The organism is Bradyrhizobium diversitatis (assembly GCF_016031635.1).
GTDB classification, from domain to species: Bacteria; Pseudomonadota; Alphaproteobacteria; order Rhizobiales; family Xanthobacteraceae; genus Bradyrhizobium; species Bradyrhizobium diversitatis.
Genome location: NZ_JACEGD010000003.1, coordinates 142,985 through 160,054 on the forward strand (window position 1 = coordinate 142,985; position 17,070 = coordinate 160,054).

Annotated in this window: 13 protein-coding genes and 1 riboswitch; of the genes, 4 read left to right on the forward strand and 9 right to left on the reverse strand. The window is 65.6% G+C overall.

Going from position 1 to position 17,070, the window contains the following annotated elements; all coding sequences use genetic code 11:
- Window positions 1-289 precede the first annotated feature (289 nt).
- Both H1B27_RS03695 and H1B27_RS03700 read left to right on the forward strand, forming a co-directional pair.
- Complete coding sequence (locus tag H1B27_RS03695; RefSeq protein WP_197965040.1) at window positions 290-1,570, forward strand: PQQ-dependent sugar dehydrogenase; 1,281 nt, start codon at window positions 290-292, stop codon at window positions 1,568-1,570.
- Window positions 1,571-1,784: 214 nt separating this feature from the next.
- Window positions 1,785-2,378: a c-type cytochrome gene (locus tag H1B27_RS03700; RefSeq protein ID WP_197965041.1), complete on the forward strand. Its 594-nt coding sequence runs from the start codon at window positions 1,785-1,787 to the stop codon at window positions 2,376-2,378.
- 88 nt (window positions 2,379-2,466) lie between these two features.
- Here the strand turns inward: H1B27_RS03700 and panE are convergent, their stop codons facing one another.
- The 4 genes from panE to H1B27_RS03720 all read right to left on the reverse strand — a co-directional run bounded on the left by panE (window position 2,467) and on the right by H1B27_RS03720 (window position 6,224).
- Window positions 2,467-3,390, reverse strand: coding sequence for a 2-dehydropantoate 2-reductase (panE, locus tag H1B27_RS03705; protein ID WP_197965042.1), 924 nt, complete (start codon window positions 3,388-3,390; stop codon window positions 2,467-2,469).
- 105 nt (window positions 3,391-3,495) lie between these two features.
- On the reverse strand, window positions 3,496-4,110 hold the full coding sequence (locus H1B27_RS03710; protein ID WP_197965043.1) for a 2-hydroxychromene-2-carboxylate isomerase: 615 nt from the start codon (window positions 4,108-4,110) through the stop codon (window positions 3,496-3,498).
- Window positions 4,111-4,202: 92 nt separating this feature from the next.
- Window positions 4,203-5,552 (reverse strand): MATE family efflux transporter, encoded by a 1,350-nt coding sequence (locus H1B27_RS03715; protein WP_197965044.1) that lies wholly within the window; start codon window positions 5,550-5,552, stop codon window positions 4,203-4,205.
- Between the two features lie 90 nt (window positions 5,553-5,642).
- Entirely contained in the window at window positions 5,643-6,224 is a 582-nt protein-coding gene (locus H1B27_RS03720; protein ID WP_246515155.1) for a DUF2239 family protein, read from the reverse strand.
- A gap of 163 nt (window positions 6,225-6,387) precedes the next feature.
- Between H1B27_RS03720 and H1B27_RS03725 the strand changes: the two genes are divergently transcribed.
- Complete coding sequence (locus H1B27_RS03725) at window positions 6,388-7,053, forward strand: glutathione S-transferase family protein (protein WP_197965046.1); 666 nt, start codon at window positions 6,388-6,390, stop codon at window positions 7,051-7,053.
- A 112-nt stretch (window positions 7,054-7,165) separates the two neighbouring features.
- Here the strand turns inward: H1B27_RS03725 and H1B27_RS03730 are convergent, their stop codons facing one another.
- Both H1B27_RS03730 and ggt read right to left on the reverse strand, forming a co-directional pair.
- A complete protein-coding gene (locus H1B27_RS03730) occupies window positions 7,166-8,461 on the reverse strand; it encodes an MFS transporter (protein ID WP_061880079.1) in 1,296 nt (431 codons plus the stop codon).
- A gap of 98 nt (window positions 8,462-8,559) precedes the next feature.
- On the reverse strand, window positions 8,560-10,311 hold the full coding sequence (gene ggt / locus H1B27_RS03735; RefSeq protein ID WP_197965047.1) for a gamma-glutamyltransferase: 1,752 nt from the start codon (window positions 10,309-10,311) through the stop codon (window positions 8,560-8,562).
- A 101-nt stretch (window positions 10,312-10,412) separates the two neighbouring features.
- Here ggt and H1B27_RS03740 point away from each other — a divergent pair, with 101 nt between their 5' ends.
- Window positions 10,413-11,798: an MFS transporter gene (locus tag H1B27_RS03740; protein ID WP_197965048.1), complete on the forward strand. Its 1,386-nt coding sequence runs from the start codon at window positions 10,413-10,415 to the stop codon at window positions 11,796-11,798.
- Window positions 11,799-11,927: 129 nt separating this feature from the next.
- Here H1B27_RS03740 and purH read toward each other — a convergent pair whose 3' ends face one another.
- The 3 genes from purH to H1B27_RS03755 all read right to left on the reverse strand — a co-directional run bounded on the left by purH (window position 11,928) and on the right by H1B27_RS03755 (window position 16,903).
- On the reverse strand, window positions 11,928-13,520 hold the full coding sequence (purH, locus tag H1B27_RS03745; protein WP_061880081.1) for a bifunctional phosphoribosylaminoimidazolecarboxamide formyltransferase/IMP cyclohydrolase: 1,593 nt from the start codon (window positions 13,518-13,520) through the stop codon (window positions 11,928-11,930).
- A 25-nt stretch (window positions 13,521-13,545) separates the two neighbouring features.
- A riboswitch (ZMP/ZTP riboswitch) is annotated at window positions 13,546-13,627 on the reverse strand.
- Between the two features lie 57 nt (window positions 13,628-13,684).
- Window positions 13,685-15,403, reverse strand: a complete 1,719-nt coding sequence (locus H1B27_RS03750) for a heparinase II/III family protein (RefSeq protein ID WP_061880082.1) — start codon at window positions 15,401-15,403, stop codon at window positions 13,685-13,687.
- Window positions 15,404-15,556: 153 nt separating this feature from the next.
- Window positions 15,557-16,903, reverse strand: coding sequence for an RsmB/NOP family class I SAM-dependent RNA methyltransferase (locus H1B27_RS03755; RefSeq protein WP_197965049.1), 1,347 nt, complete (start codon window positions 16,901-16,903; stop codon window positions 15,557-15,559).
- Window positions 16,904-17,070: the final 167 nt, after the last annotated feature.

Below are 17,070 nucleotides of genomic sequence, written 5' to 3' on the forward strand. Positions count from 1 at the left end.
GTTTTCGCATTTTTGCATGAGCACCCCTCGTGCCGCGTGCAAACGATCCGCGCGCCATTTTGATTCCGCGCTGCAGCGAGAGCGTTGTCGTCGCTGCGTTCGCCCCTCATTGACATTCCGTCTCAATTTTTTCGGAGCGCGAACGCGGTGCAGGCGGCGCGCTTCTCACCGTTCGCAGATGTGCTAACCTTTTTGCGTCTGTCGTTCTGACGGACCCAAGACTTCGTCTCTCGACTGGCAAAACCAAAATAATGCGCAGCCCTGACGGCTGCCTTAGGGGAGTGACGCGATGAAATTCCATCGATCCGTCTTTCAGTCCGTTCTGGCGCTTGCAGCGTTTGCCCTTCTCGCGGGGACCAGCGCCGGCAATGCGCAACAGCAGGATAAGAGCAAGCCGCTGAAGAAATACGAATCCGGCACCAAGGAGTTCTGGACCCATCCGCCGGACGACTGGTTCCTCGGCGACGAGACCGAGGCGCAGAAGGGCCTCGCGCCGCCCTCGGGCCCGCCGACCGGCGCCTCCGACGCCGAGCTCGCCAACATCGTCAAGAAGATCAAGCTGCCGCCGGGCTTCAAGATCGAGGTCTACGCCTCGGGCGTGCTGGCCGCGCGGCAGATGGCCTGGGGTGACAAAGGCACGCTGTTCGTCGGCTCGTTCGGCCTCGGCAACGTCTATGCCATCAAGGACAACAACGGAAAGAAGGAAGTCAAGACCGTCCTCAAGGGCCTGAACATGCCCACCGGTCTCGCCTTCGGGGACGGCGCGCTCTACGTCATCGCCGTCGACAAGCTGATCCGCTACGACAACGCCGAAGCCAATCTCGACAATCTCGGCCAGGGCAAGGTCGTCTATGATGACATGCCGTCCTATGCCGCGCATGGCTGGAAATACATTGCGGTCGACAAGGAAGGCTGGTTCTTCCTGCCGTTCGGACCGCCCTTCAACATCGGCATCCCGCCGACCAGCGTCTCGCAGATCCGCCGCGTCGATCCCAAGACCGGCAACGCCGAAATCTGGGCGCTCGGCGTTCGCAACTCGGTCGGCGGCGACGTCGATCCGCGTACCGGCAAGCTCTGGTTCACCGAGAATGCCCGCGACTGGATCAGCGATGACCTGCCCTCGGACAAGCTGAACATGATCAACAGGATCGGCGAGCATTTCGGCTATCCCTATTGCCATCAGGGCAATCTGCCCGACGACAAGTTCGCGATGGGCCACAAATGCTCCGAGTTCACACCGCCCGTGCTGAATCTCGGCGCCCATGTCGCTCCGCTCGGCATGAAGTTCTATACCGGCGACCAATTCCCCGCCGAGTACAAGAACAACATCCTGATCGCCGAGCATGGCTCCTGGAATCGCCACAAGTACCAGGGCGCGCGCATCGTGCGCGTGATCGTCGGGCCGGACGGCAAGAACCCCAAGCGGGAGATCTTCGCCTCCGGCTGGCTCGAGGGCGACCAGGGCTATCTCGGCCGTCCCAACGACATCATCCTCGCCAAGGACGGGTCGATCCTCGTCGCCGATGATTGGGCCGGCGCGATCTACCGCATCAGCTACAGCAAGAAGTAGCGCGCAGGAGAAACAGAGGCTGCGGTAGCCCGCCAGGTACCGCAGCCACTTTTGTTTGATTCACCGTCGTTCCGGATTGCGCGACTTGCGCGCAAGTCCGGAACCCATAACCCCGATCCGTGGTTATGGATTCTCAGATGCGCAATTGCGCATCATAGCTCGCGCCCAGTGGCGCGCCCCGGAATGACGACCTCGACATATCGGAATTCCCATCATGCGCCGGCAGTTCATCTCATCCGCAATCAGCACGGTTGCGCTCTTCGCGCTTGCCTCCCTCCCCGCAAGTGCCGCCGACGTCGCCGCGGGCAAGGCCAAGGCGCAGGTCTGTGCCGGCTGCCACGGTGAGAACGGCATCTCGCAGACCGAGAACATCCCTTCGCTCGCCGGCCAGCCCGATCAATTCCTGCAATGGCAGCTGGTGTTCTTCCGCGCCGGCTCGCGCAAGAACGAGCAGATGCAGCCGATCGTCGAGGAGATCACCAACGAGGACATCCGTAATCTCGGCGCCTATTTTTCACAGCTCGCGCCGCCGAAGGGAGCCGAGGACGGAGATCCGGACCTGTCGAGGAAGGGCGCGCAGGTTGCCTCCGGCCGCCGTTGCGCCTCATGCCACACGGACAGCTATGCCGGCACCAAGGCGGTCGCGCGGCTCGCGGGGCAGCGCGAGGAATATCTCGTCAAGGCGCTGCATGACTACAAGGCCGGCCAGCGCGTCGGCGGCGGCGTCGCCGCGATGGCCGATGTCGCCTATCACATGAGCGACGAGGAGATCACGGCCGTTTCGCACTATCTCGCGCATCTGAAATAGCGCGGATCTGTTACCGCAAATTCCGCGTCGTCCCGGATCAGCGCTCACTTCGTTCGCTTGCTCGGGACGACGGCTATGTACGAAGCGCCTACCCCGCGCGCTGCTTCTCATACGCCTTCAGATGCGTGTACGCGATACGCAGCTTCGGCACCGGCACCTTCGCGGCATCGGCGCGCGCGATGAGGTCGCCGATGACGTGATCGGCCTCGACCGGCAGGCCTGCCTTGATGTCGCGGAACATCGAGGCGGTCATCGGCGAGCCTTCGGCGGTGAGGTTGCCCTTCACCCGCTCGAAGAACGGCCCGCCCGGCGGATAGCCGGACGCGGCGGCGATCGCGCTGGTCTCGTCCAGCATGCCGAGCAGGAAGTCCCGGCCGCCCGGAGCCGTCAGGATATCACCGACCGAGGCGCGCATCAGGCTGGTGGATGCCGCGAGCGAGGAGAGGAACACCCACTTCTCCCACATGTCCTGCATGATGTTCTGGCTGGCGGTGGCGCCAGTGATGCCGCTCTTGAAGGCTTCGTCGATCGCCTTCACCCGGTCCGACATCTTGCCGTCGCGCTCGCCGTAATTGATCGACTGCATCGGCTGGAGCTGCACCACCTCGCGCTTTTCGTTCAAGGTCGCCGCGATGGCGCAGAGGCCGCCGAGCACCCGCTCCTTGCCGAACCTGGCATCCAGCGTGTCGAGATGCTTCATGCCGTTGAGCATCGGAATGATCGCGGTGTTCGGTCCGACCGCCGCGGCAAACGACTTGATGGCGTCGTCGAGGTCGAACGCCTTGCAGCTCAGGAGCACGACGTCGAACTTGTCCTTGAGCGCGTCCGCCTGCACGGTCGGCGGATTTTTCAAGGTCACGTCGCCATTCGGGCTCTTGATGACGAGGCCGGCGCTCGCGAGCTCGCTGGCGCGCCGTGGCCGGACCAGGAAGGTGACGTCGCGGCCGGCCTGCAACAGCCTGCCACCGAAATAGCCGCCAATGGCGCCGGCGCCGACCACGAGAATACGCATTGCAGAACTCCGTTGAACGAGGCGAATGGCGAGTAGGGAATAGCGAATAGGGTGAGAGGCCGCAAATGACGAGTCACAATTTCACGACTCGCTATCTGCCATTCCCTATTCGCCCCCTTCCAGCACCATCTCCTCGACCTCGCGCAGCTGTTCCTTGCCGAAGAACATCTCGTTGCCGACGAAGAAGGTCGGCGAACCGAAGGCACCGCGGGCGACCGCCTCCTCGGTGTTCTTGATCAGCCTGGCCTTGACCTCGGGTTCCTGGCTGCGGGCAAACAGCCTTTGCGCGTCGAGGCCGGAGGACGCCAGCGCCTTCGCCGCGATTTCGGGATCGTCCATCTTCTTCGGCTCGCGCCACATGTGGTGGAAGGCGGCCTCGACATATTTCTCGAACACGCCCTCGAGCTGCGCCGCGATTGCCGCGCGCATCAGGTTCAGCGTGTTGACGGGGAAATGCGGATTCCAGACATAGGGCTGGACATGGAAGCGCTTGATGAAGCGCTCAGTCTCGACCGCGTGGAATTCGCGCTTGTTCTTGATGCCGGCCAGGGTCTCCGCCGGCGACTTGTTGTTGGTCGACTTGAAGATGCCGCCGAGCAGGATCGGCACATAGTCGAACTTGACGCCGATCCGCTGCCCGATCGCCGGAATCGCCAGATGGCTGAGATAGGCGTTGGGGCTGCCGAAGTCGAACAGGAATTGCGGTGCGGTGCGGGTCAAACTCATTCTCCCTGACGTCGCTTTTCGTCATTGTGGCGCAGGCCGCGCCACAGGTCCACCGTTTAATGACGGTCATAATACTTAAGGTCCCGTCAGATCAGACGCTGGATCGCCCGCCTGCGCCACACCAGGAGGTAATAGCCCATCTGCAAAATGAACATGGCGCAGAACACGATCGGATAGGCCGCCCAGACACCCGCGAGGCCGATCGTGCGGCTCAGGATCACCGCGGCCGGCAGTTCGATCGCGACAATCGCGAAGATCGACAGCAGCATCGGTGTGAACGCGACGCCGGCCGCACGCATCGCGCCTGAAAACACCGTGGCGAGGCCGAACGGCACCGAGCTCCACAAGGCGATGTACAGCAGTCCTTTCGCCAGATCGAGCACGGTGCCATCGGTGATGAAGATGCCGAGCACCGCGCGCGGCGCGAGATAGATCAGCGCCACCAGCCCGCCGGTCAGGACGATATTGAACATGAGGCCGGTGCGGACGATGCCGTCGAGCCGCGTCCTGTCGCCGCCGCCGACAGCCTGGGCGCCGAGGATCGAGACCGCGATCGAAATCGACATCGCCGTGAACTGCGTGTAGCCCATCACCTGGTTCACCGCGCCGTACGCGGCCGTGGCGTCGGACCCGTAGCCGTTGACGAGGCCGAGCAGCACCAGCTCGGCAATCGCCATCGCCACCATGCCGATGGCGCTCGGCAGCCCGATGCCGAGCACCTTTCCGAGCACGGCGCCGTTCAGCCGCAGGTGACCCAGCAGCGCAGCGTCCGGCGCGAGGGCGTGCTTCTTCCGCAGCAGATAGGCCGCCAGCACGATCAGCGTCGTCGCATTGGCGATCGCAGATGCCCACGCCGGGCTGGTGATGCCCGCCGCCGGCAATCCGGGCGCGCCGCGGATCAGCAATGGTGTCAGGATCAGGCCGGTCGCAGTCGACAGCGCCAGCGCCAGCAGTGGCGTCAGCGCGTCGCCGACGCCACGGATCATTGCGGTCATCAGCAGGAAGACGAAGCCGAGCGGCATCGTCAGCAGCATGATTCTCGCATAGGCGCTGGCCTCATCGAGAATGTCCGCGGGCGTGGCGAGCGCCATCATCAATTGACGGCTGAAGAGCCCGCCAACCAGTGCAACCGAAATCGACAGCAGCAGGCCGACTGCGAGTGTCGTGCCCGCGATGATCTTGATCCGGCCGTGCTCGCCCGCGCCGAAGGCCTGGCCGATCAACACGGTGGCGCCGGTGCTCAACCCCATGACGAAGGCGAACAGGAAGAACATCACCGGGAAGAACACCGAGACCGCGGCGAGCGCGTCGACGCCGATCATCTGGCCGAGATAGACATTGCTGACGGTGCCGAACAGCGATTGCAGCGCGTTGCTCAGCATCAAGGGTGCGAGGAAGCGGAGGAATGTGGTCCAGAGAGGTCTTGGGGCGGACATGGATCGGCCTTTCATCAGGACGTGCGAAGCCGTCGCCGCGCAATGCGCGGCCCGGCCGTCGATGGGGTTGTGAGAAGAGCGCCGCGCGGTTTAAGCGCGGTCGCTGTAGGCGAGCTTGACGATGTGGTCGCGGATATCAGTCGGCCAGTCGGCGATCAGTCCGGTGAAGCGCCGCCGGTCGTCTGCGAACAGCGCGCGCGAAGCCTCCTCGAACTGCGGCAGATCGCCGGCCATGGCCGACATGAAGTGATAGGCCGCATCGCGCGCCTGGCGCTCGCGGTCCTTGGCGCCGCTGGCGCGTCTGGCGTCGTCGACGAGCTTGCGCAGCGCGACCGAGGCGCCGCCCGGCTGCGCGCCGAGCCACTCCCAGTGCCGCGGCAGCAACGTCACTTCGCGCGCGACCACGCCGAGCTTGGGCCGGCCGCGGCCGCGCGGCTCTGCGGGTGTCTCGGCCGTCTCGGCTGAGGGCGGTGCCAGCTTGTCCAGCCGCGCCAGCACCTCGCGATCCTCGCCGCGCAGGTCGAAGTCGATCGACCGGCCCGTCCCGTCGTCGAAGATGACGACCGGCTGGTCCAGCGGCTGCGTTGCCCGCTTGACGGCGAGCGCGACCTCGCCGGCCGTGCCGGAGGCCAGCCTGCGCTGGCCGACGAACGCTGTGTAAGTCCCTTGCATTGGAATCATTGCCATATTGATCGTACTAGCAGCTTAATACCCGGGTAAATTACTCGCGTCAATATACCCGGGTGAAAATATCCACACCGGCGCCTCGACAATGTATTCCCGGGCTGGCACGAACGCTCGGTCGACCGACCACGCCTAGCCCTGAGGACCCCCGATGCTGACCGTTCACCACCTCAACAATTCCCGCTCGCAGCGCGTGCTGTGGCTGCTCGAGGAGTTGGGTGTTCCTTACGAGATCGTGCGCTATCAGCGTCAGCCGGACATGCGCGCGCCAAAGGAGCTGCGCGCGATCCATCCCCTCGGCAAGTCGCCCGTGATCACCGACAACGGCAACACCATCGCCGAGTCGGGTGCCATCATCGAATATCTCATCGCCACCTATGGCGACGGCCGGCTGATCCCGCCGCCGAATACGCCGGAGCGGCTGCGGTACACCTATTGGCTGCACTATGCGGAAGGATCCGCGATGCAGCCGCTGCTGCTCAAGCTGCTGTTCACACTGATGCCGAAGCGCGCGCCCGCGTTGCTCCGGCCGCTGGTGCGCAAGGTCTGCAACCAGGCGCTGACCGCGCTGGTCAATCCGCAGCTCAAGCAGCACATGGACTATTGGGAAGGCGAGCTTGGCAAGAGCGAATGGTTCGCCGGCAGCGAGTTCACCGCGGCCGACATCCAGATGAGCTTTCCGCTGGAAGCAGCCCAGGCGCGCGGCGGGCTCGAGCAGGGCCATCCCAGGGCGATGGCGTTCCTGGAGCGCATCCACGCCCGGCCGGCCTATGCGCGCGCGCTGGAAAAGGGCGGGCCGTATCAGGTCGGGCGGTAGTTTCTTCACCGTCATTCCGGGGGCGCCCGAAGGGCGAACGCGGAATCGCGAGATTGTGGCGCGAGATCCCGGGTTCGATGCTTGCGCATCGCCCCGGGATGACAATCGAATATCAATCGGCGTACAGCACGCGCCCGCGCGTCTCCGGCAACGCGAAGGCGGCGATGAAGAACACCGCGTAAGCCGCCACCGCGAAGATCGCGATCGCATTCGCGAGCGACGTCGTCGCCGACAACGCGCCGACGAGGAATGGAAACAGCGCGCCGATGCCGCGGCCGAAATTGTAGCAGAAGCCCTGGCCCGAGCCGCGCAGCCGCGTCGGATAGAGTTCGGTCAGGAACGCGCCGATCCCGGAAAAATAGCCCGAGGCGAAGAAGCCGAGCGGGAAACCGAGTATCCAGAGGATCTCGTTGGTCAGCGGCAGCTGTGTGTAGAGAAGCACCACCGCCATGGCTCCGAGCGAGAAGATCAGGAACAGATTGCGCCGCCCGATCCGGTCGGCGAGCCACGCGCCCACGAGATAACCGATGAAGGAGCCGATGATCAGCGTCGCGAGATAGCCGGTCGATCCGACGATCGACAGGTGCCGCTCCTTGGTCAGGAATTGCGGCACCCAGAAGGTGACGGCGTAGTAGCCGCCCTGGCAGCCCGTCGCCATCAGCGACGCAAGCACCGTGGTCTTCACGATTGGGAAGGTGAAGATCTCCCAGAGCTTCGGATGACTGCCCGTTTCCGCGTGCCTGGCGCGGGCCTCGGCTGCGATCGCCGGCTCGGTGACGGAGCGGCGGATGTAGAACACCAGAAGTGCCGGCAGCGCTCCGATCACGAACATCCAGCGCCAGGCCGTCTCCGGGGGCAGGGCCGAGAACAGGATCGCCTGCGACAACACCGCGAGGCCCCAGCCGACCGCCCAGCCCGACTGGACCGAGCCCACCGCGCGCCCGCGATATTGCGGCCGGATCGCCTCACCCATCAGCACCGCGCCCGCCGCCCATTCGCCGCCGAAGCCGAGACCGAGCACGGCACGTGCGATCAGGAGCTGGTCGAAATTCTGCACGACGGCGCAGACCAGCGAGAAGAACGAGAACCAGATGATGGTGATCTGGAGCGTCCTGACACGCCCGATATGATCGGAGAGATAGCCGCCGAGCCAGCCGCCGATGGCGGAGGCGAGCAGCGTCACCGTGCCTGCAAGGCCGGCCGAGGCCGCATCAACCTTCCACAGGGCGATGATGGTGCCGATCACCAGCGGGTAGATCATGAAGTCCATGCCGTCGAGCGCCCAGCCCGCAGCGCAGGCCCAGAACGTCCGCCGCTCCGGCGCGTTCATGTCACGATAGAAGGCGAGCAGGCTGGTGTCCTCGATCGCGGCGCGTTCGATGCGCTGACTCGGATCGGCAGTGGTCATGTGCGTTTCCCTGGCAATTTGCTTTGGCCGGGGCGGTGGTAACACGCACGCCGGCCTGCGCAAGCCGGTGCGCGCTGCCGTGCCATGCAGAGAGCGGGCTACTGCCCCGCCGCTTCCGCACCGCGCGTTCGCAGATCGGCCGCGCCAAGCAATCCGTTCGGCGTCACGAGAATCGAATTCGCCGATGTCTGCCCCATCGGCTCGACGATGAGGTGGCCCTTGGCCTTCAGTGCGAGCAGCACGTCGTCGGGAAAGCCGCGTTCGACGCGCACCTCATCCGGTAGCCATTGGTGATGCAGCCGCGGCGTTGCGACGGCGGCCGCAACATCCATCCTGTAGTCGAGCACGTTCACGATCACCTGGAGCACGGTCGAGATGATGCGGCTGCCGCCGGGCGAGCCCGTCACCAGCACCGGCTTGCCGTCCTTCAGCACGATGGTCGGTGACATCGACGAGAGCGGCCGTTTGCCGGGGCCTGGCAGGTTTGCCTCGAAGCCGACGAGGCCATAGGCATTGGAAGCGCCGACTGCCGCGGTGAAATCGTCGAGCTCGTTGTTGAGCAGCACGCCGGTGCCGTCGGCGACGAGGCCGACGCCATAGCTGAAGTTCAGCGTATAAGTGTTGCTGACGGCGTTGCCGCGACCGTCGACGACGGAAAAATGCGTGGTGTTGCTGCCCTCACGCGGCGCGGCAGAAGCGGACACGAGCTCCTTCGACGGCGTGGCGCGTTCGGCAGAAATGCCCGCGCGCAGCCTGGCGGCGTAGTCCTTCGCGATCAGCGTCTCGATCGGTGCGTTGACAAAGGCGGGATCGCCGAGATAGCGCGCGCGATCGGCATAGGCGCGCTTCATGGCCTCGATCAGCAGATGCAGCGATGCCGGCGATCCCTGCTTCAAATCGGCAAGCTGAAAGCCTTCGAGGATATTGAGCGTCTCCAGCAGTACCACCCCACCGGACGAAGGCAGCGGCATCGACACGATGTCATAGCCGCGATAGGTGCCGCGTACCGGCGCGCGGATGACCGGCTGATAGGCCTTGAGGTCGGCCGGCGTCATGATCCCGCCGGCATCGGTCACGGCCTTGGCGAGTTTCTCGGCGACCTCCCCCTCGTAGAAGCCGCGCGGCCCCCGTGCGGCGACGGCCGACAGCGTTTCGGCGAGATCGCCCTGCACCAGCCGGTCGCCTTCGCCAAGCGGCGTGCCGTCAGGCCGCGAGAAGATCTTGGCCGAGGAGGGCCAGCGCGCCAGCCGCGGGTGCCAGCTCGGCAGCGTATCGGCGATGTCGTCGCCGACGATGAAGCCATCGCGTGCGAGCGCGATGGCGGGCGCGAGCAGTTGCGCCAGCGTGAACCGGCCCGAGCCGTATTTGTCCAATGCCAGCGCGAGGCCCGCGACCGTGCCGGGAACGCCGACGCCGAGCGCGGAATCCCGTGACTTCGTCGTGTCAGGCTTGCCATCTGCGCCGAGGAATATCTGTGGCGTTGTCGCAGCCGGCGCGGTCTCGCGATAGTCGATCGTGATGTCTTCGTTGCGATCGGCGGAATGGATCACCATGAAGCCGCCGCCGCCGACATTGCCGGCGCGTGGATAGGTGACGGCCATCGCAAAGCCGGTCGCGACCGCAGCGTCGACCGCATTGCCGCCGCGCCGCAGGATGTCGGCGCCGACCTGCGCAGACAACCTCTCCTGCGCCACCACCATGCCGTGCTCGGCGACGACGGCGCGCACCGCATCGCGCGCGGGCGGCATATAGCCCCGCCGCGCATCCTGCGCGGTCGCAGGCGCGAGACTGAACGCCAAAGTGGCTATGAAGGCGAAGAATGTCCGTCGAGTCGGATATGATGGCATCATCAAAACGTCTGCTGCGGCCTCGGGCCAGTTCACACACCTCGCTGCAATGCTATACGGTTTGCTCCAAGAGGGACAAAACTGTTCGTGATGAGGACCGCGGGATGACGACGATTGCCCCCGATGTGCGGATGGCCGCCGCGCAGCGGACCTATCCGCCGCGCGCCGCCGTCGTCGGCTGGATTTTCTTCGATTGGGCCGCGCAGCCCTATTTCACGCTGATCACGACCTTCGTGTTCGCCCCCTATTTCGCCACCAGCGTTGCGCCAAATCCTGCCACCGGCCAGTCGCTGTGGGGTTTTGCGATGGCCGCCGCGGGCCTTGCAATCGCGCTGCTGTCACCGGTGCTGGGGGCCATCGCCGACGCGGCTGGCCGCAGGAAACCATGGATTGCAGGATTCGGCGCGGTGCTGGTGGTGGCATCCTGCACGCTGTGGATCGGCAAGCCCGGCGATTATGCCATCATTCCGTTGCTGCTCACCGCGGTCGCGCTCGCCAGCGTCGGTGCGGAGTTCGCCACCCTCTTCAACAATGCGATGATGCCGACCCTGGTGCCGCCGGAGCGCATTGGCCGGCTCTCCGGCACCGGCTGGGCTACCGGCTACGTCGGCGGCATCGTCAGCCTGATCATCGTGCTCGGTTTCCTCGCCGCCAATCCCGAGACCGGTCGCACGTTGCTCGGCTTCACGCCATTGTTCGGGCTCGATCCCGCGACCCATCAGGGCGACCGCGCTGCCGGGCCGTTGACCGGGCTATGGTTCATCATCTTCGTGATGCCGATGTTCCTGTTCACGCCGGATTATCCGGCGAAGCGCCCGTTGCGCGAGGCGCTGCGCGAAGGACTGTCCGAGCTGAAGCGATCGATCAACGGCCTGCCCAAGCAGAAGTCGCTCGCGGCATTCCTGCTCGCCAACATGATCTACACCGATGGTCTGGTGTCGCTGTTCGCGTTTGGCGGCATCTATGCCGCCGGTACGTTCGGCTGGCACACGATCCAGATCGGCACCTTCGGCATCATGCTCGCGATCGCCGGCGCGTTCGGTGCATGGCTCGGCGGCAAGCTCGACGATCGACTCGGGCCGAAGCGCGTCATCGCCGGAAGTCTGCTGGTCCTGCTGCTGTCGGTGGCCGCGATCCTTCTGGTCGACAAGGACCGTGTCCTGTTCGTCAAGGTCGAGCCGCCACAAGCAGGCGCTCCCCTGTTCTGGAGCGCGGCGGAGCGCGCCTATCTCGTGCTGGGCTGCCTGATCGGTGCAGCCGGCGGCCCGCTCCAGGCCGCCTCCCGCACATTGCTGATCCGCCTCGCACCGAAGGATCGCATCGCGCAGTATTTCGGCCTGTTCGCATTGACCGGGAAGGTGACATCCTTCATCGGCCCGCTCTTGATCGGCATGATCACCGCCGTGACCGCAAGCCAGAAGGCCGGCATGGCCGTGCTGGTGGTGTTCTTCGTTGCAGGACTGGGGCTGTTGATGCGGGTGCGGAAGTAGCATCCCCACCGTCATTCCGGGGCATCACGGAGCGATGAACCCGGAATCCCGAAATTGTCGCGCGAGATTCTCAGGTGCGCACTTGCGCACCAGAGTTCGCGCTACGCGCGCCCCGGAATGACAGCAAGCTCAATGCCTGAAGTGCCGTGTTCCCGTGAACACCATGGCGATGCCGTGCTCGTCGGCGGCCTTGATCACCTCGTCGTCGCGCATCGAGCCGCCGGGCTGCACCACGGCGGTGGCGCCGGCCTCGATGCAGGCGAGCATGCCGTCGGCGAACGGGAAGAACGCATCTGACGCCACCACCGAGCCCTTGGTGAGCGGCTCGGCGAGCTTCAGCTCGGCTGCGGCATCCTGCGCCTTGCGCGCGGCAATGCGGGCTGAATCCACCCGGCTCATCTGGCCCGCGCCGATGCCGACGGTGGCGAGATCCCTGGCGTAGATGATGGTGTTGGACTTGACGTGCTTGGCCACGCGGAACGCGAACTTGAGATCGCGCATCTCGGCATCGGTTGGCGCCCGCCTGGTCACGACCTTGAAGGTCATGTCGTCGACCACGGCGTTGTCGCGGCTCTGCACGAGCAGACCGCCGGCCACCGTCTTGGCGGTGAGGCCCGGCGCGCGCGGATCGGGCAGGCTGCCCGCGAGCAGCAGGCGGAGGTTCTTCTTGCCGCCGATGATGGCGATCGCCTCCTCGCTGGCGTCGGGCGCGATGATGACCTCGGTGAAGATCTTGGTGATCTCGCGGGCGGTGTCGGCATCGAGCGGACGGTTCATCGCAATGATGCCGCCGAACGCCGAGGTGGAATCGCAGGCCAGCGCCTTGCGATAAGCGTCGACGAGGCTGGAGCCTTCCGCGACGCCGCAGGGATTGGCGTGCTTGACGATAACGCAGGCCGCGGTGCGCCCGGCGTCGAACTCGCCGATGCATTCATAGGCCGCATCGGTGTCGTTGATGTTGTTGTAGGAGAGTTCCTTGCCCTGGAGCTGCCGTGCGGTGGAGACGCCCGGACGCTTGTCCGGCGTCGCGTAGAACGCCGCGGTCTGATGCGGGTTCTCGCCGTAGCGCAGCGACTGGATCAGCCGGCCGCCGAAAGCGCGGAAGTCGGGCGCGTCGATCTTGAGCTGACGGTTGAGCCAGTTCGAGATCGCGGCATCATACGCCGCGGTGCGGGCATAGGCCTTCGCGGCAAGGCGCCGGCGCAGCTTCAGCGTGGTCGCGCCCTTGTTCGCGGCCAGTTCGTCGAGCACGGCCTGATAGTCCTGCGCCTCGACCACGACGGCGACGTCGTCATGGTTCTTGGCCGCGGCGCGGATCATCGCGGGTCCGCCGATGTCGATGTTCTCGATGCAGCCTTCGAAGCCCGCGCCCTTCTCGACGGTCGCTTCGAACGGATAGAGATTGACGACGAGCAGATCGATCGGCGCGATGCCGTGCGCCTTCATCGCCTCCGCATGCTCCTTGTTGTCGCGGATCGCGAGCAGGCCGCCATGCACCTTCGGATGCAGCGTCTTGACGCGGCCGTCCATCATCTCGGGGAAGCCGGTCAGCTCGGATACGTCCCTCACCTCGAGGCCGGCGGCGGCGATGGCCTTGGCGGTGCCGCCGGTCGAGACCAGCTCGACATCGTGCGCGGCAAGCGCCTTTGCGAATTCGATCAGGCCGGTCTTGTCGGACACGGAAAGGAGGGCGCGGGTGACGCGGCGGGGATGGTCAGTCATGAGCAAGATCCTCTGTCTTAAGGAGTGTCTATGCCCAGGCGCGCGGCGGATGTGTCCCGCGCTTCCCGATGGTGCTCCATCCAAGGTCGCCAGTCGCGCGAGCGAGGGCTCGATAGCAGCTTTCGCCTGTTTTCACAACGAGGAGATACGCCGAATTCAAGCGTTCACAACGGAAGTTCCGGCTCGCGGCGAGCGTTGCGGCGGGCATTGGTGACGGCCGGCGATGCGGTGGAGCGGACAAAGCTCCAGCGGATCGAGGACGCCTGCCGCGCATCCTGACGGATCACGATCTGGGCGGTGCGGCGCGGGCCGTCATTGCCGGCCAGGAACACGCTGTCCTCGAGGTCGACCTTGTCGTCGAGCGCCTCGAAGGTCCAGACGTCGCGGTTCGGCAGCACCAGCATCACGCCGCGGGCATCTGACAGCCGGCTCGCCTTCACCGCCGGATGCAGATGGAAGCGCAGCGCGAAATCGGCATCCGCGCCCTTGAAGCGTCGGCCCTGCGGCGGCGAGAGCGTGTCCTCGCCGTCGATGCGTGCGCCGTCGTTGGCGATCATCAGCACGCGACGGTGGATTGCCCCGAACTTGGCGAGGTAGCCGTCATGCGATGTCGTGAGCAGCGTGCCGTTCTGCACGATCTCGCGATAGCTCTCGACCTCGACGGGACCGCTGGTGATGGGCGCGCCGTGCAGGAGCCGCTTCATCGCCGACATCTCGACGAACTGGCATGACGAGGTCTCGTGATAGGTCAGCGTCGAATGCGCCGCCGTGCTGCGTGCGAACGGCCGCCAATTGTCGCGGCCCGTAGTCGGCATGCCGCAATTGGTGACGATGCGGCTGATGCCGGACGACAGTTCGAACGACAGGCAGCCGGCGTGGGCGTCGTGGCTGACGCCGGCCGGCGGCGGCGGGCCGGTGTCGATGATCAGCGTGGTCTGGCCGGCATCGAGGCGCTGGTAGCCGGTATGCGGCATGTTCGCCATCGGCACGCCGTGGGTGTCGTCATAGGCGAGCAGCGTGGCGAGCAGGTCCGAAGAGGTCGCGCTCATGCCGTTGAACAGGGCGAAATTGCCGTCGCCGTGCCGGAAGAAGCGCAGCATCGGCATCATGCGATCGATCGCGTTGAGCAGCGCCGGCGGCGGCGCGATGTTGCGCGCGGCAAAGGTCTGCCGCAATGGCAGCAGGTCGATCAGGAGTTCGATCAGCGCGCCCGGGTTGCGGGAGATGTGTCCACCGTCGGGCAGGATCTGCCGCTGCAATTCGTCCGACAGCTTCTTCGAGGCGCTGCGGATATGACGCGCCTGGTTGGCGAGACACAGGGCCGCGTAGCACAGCGCGATCAGCACCTGGAGTTTCGGCACCCCGTCCGGAATGTCGACCATGGCGTAGCGCAGGAAGCGGATCTCGCGGGCCAAGGCGCGCAGATAACGGCGATAGAACTTGTTGTCGGTCTCGCCCAGCACCAGCGGCGCCTGCGACAGCAGCGAGATCACGCGCCTGGCCAGCACGTCGGCGCGGCGCGCGACGGGACGGCGCTTGTTGGCGGGGTTGGCGATCCAGTCCTCGATGAGCGCGCGCGCATTCGCTCGCGTCAGCGCAGTGTCGGCGGCGCGCAAATGGCGCAACCAGCCGAAGCCGAGCAGCGCAACTTCCCAATCCTCCGACGGCGGCTCGAGATCGAAGATCGAGCGGCCGTGGCAATTGACTATCTTGCCGGCGAAGACGAACCGGCCGGCATAGATTTCGGCGGCGCGGGTCGCATCCGCAGTGCGCAGGTCGTGCGGTGCGATGATCAGCCGGTCGGTGCGGCCGGGCCAGACCCGCGACAGCGCAACGGAACCGCCGCTCGCGCGCGCGAGCATGTTCCGCGCGAAGCGGTTCATGACCAGCGTCGAGATATGTCTGCGTTGAGCGACCGACACGCCTTGCCTTGAAGGGGGAGAGGACGACGAATCCTTATTAATCCCAAAATCGGACGGCTGACACCACCTTGAACGGCGCGAATCAGCGTCGTGATGGCAAAATCCAGTGCAAAATCAGGATTTAACGAGCCGGGCCGCGAAAAATCCGTCGAGGCCGCCGAGCTTGGGATCGGCGTTCGGCAGATGGCAGGGCAAGGTGCGAAGGTCGCCGTCCCGGCTGAGGATTTCGTCGAGACCTGCGACCTCCGAGGCGTCGATCGGAACACGGCGAAGCGCAGGCTCGGCGGCGAGCAGCGCCGCCACGGCCTGTTCACCTTCCTCGGGTTCCAGCGAACAGGTGCAATAGACCAGTGTCCCGCCGGGCTTGAGCAGCGACACCGATTTTCGCAGCAGCCGCTGCTGCAGCGTCGCCAGCGCGGCGATGTCGGATTCCTGCCGCAGCCATGCCACGTCGGGATGACGGCGGATCGTGCCGGTCGAGGTACAGGGCGCGTCGATCAGAATACCGTCGAAGGCCTCGGCCGGGCCGGCCCATTCCACGGCGTCAGCGACGACAGTCTCCGCCTGGAGCGACAGTCGCGCCAGGTTTTCGCGCAATCGCGCCACTCGCGCGGGCGAGCGGTCGATGGCCGTGACACGCGCGCCTGATAGCGCCAGCTGCGCGGTCTTGCCACCGGGGGCGGCGCAGAGATCGGCAATGGACTTGCCCTTGACGTCGCCGAACAGCCGGACGGGCAAGGCGGCAGCGGCGTCCTGCACCCACCATTGTCCTTCGGCGAAGCCGGGCAGCATGGTCACCGAACCGTGCAGCAGCATCCGCACCGTTCCCGTCGGCAGTGTCTCGCCATGCAGGCGGCTCGCCCATTGCGCGGGATCGGACTTCACCGTCAGATCGAGCGAGGGCTCGTGGCCGAGCGCCAGCGCCATGTCGCGTGCGGTCGCCTCGCCATATTGCGCGCTCCAGCGTGCAAACAGCCACGGCGGCAGGTCCAGCGATTGTGTCGCGACCTCCTCGATCAGCCCCTTGCCCTCGCGCGCGCAGCGGCGCAGCACGGCGTTGACGAGGCCGGCATAGCGCGCAGCGCGGCGGTCGGATTGCACGAGGCGAACGGAGAGGTCGACCGCGGCGTGATCCGGCACGTCCATCCAGAGGATCTGCGCCGCGCCGATCAGGAGTGCGCTCTGCGCGCGGGGCGCATCGGAGGGAATGCCCTTGTCGAGCAGGCGGGACAGCACATGGCCTAGCGTGCCGAGCCGGCGCAGCACCGTGGCGACGAGGCGGCGCATCAGCGCGCGGTCGCGGTCGGCCAGCGTTTTCAGTCCGGGGTGGGCGCCGCTGCCGTCGAGCTGGTCGTCGAGCGTGCGGTGCTTGTGCAGCACGCCGTCGACGATGTCGGCGGCAATCCGCCGTGCCGCAAGACCGGGCACTTCGGATGGAGGGACGAAACGTTGAGATGGCATGCGGAAGCAAGGTTCTGAGCGAGCGGCAGTTCCGCCGCAATGGCGCATGCCTCGAGAGACTGATCTCTGGCACGCGAATATGCCAAATGTAAGAATGGACCCTCGCGATTGCAGCCCGCAATGACCATTTCAGCAATGCGTTATTGGACCTCGCACTTCCCGTGACC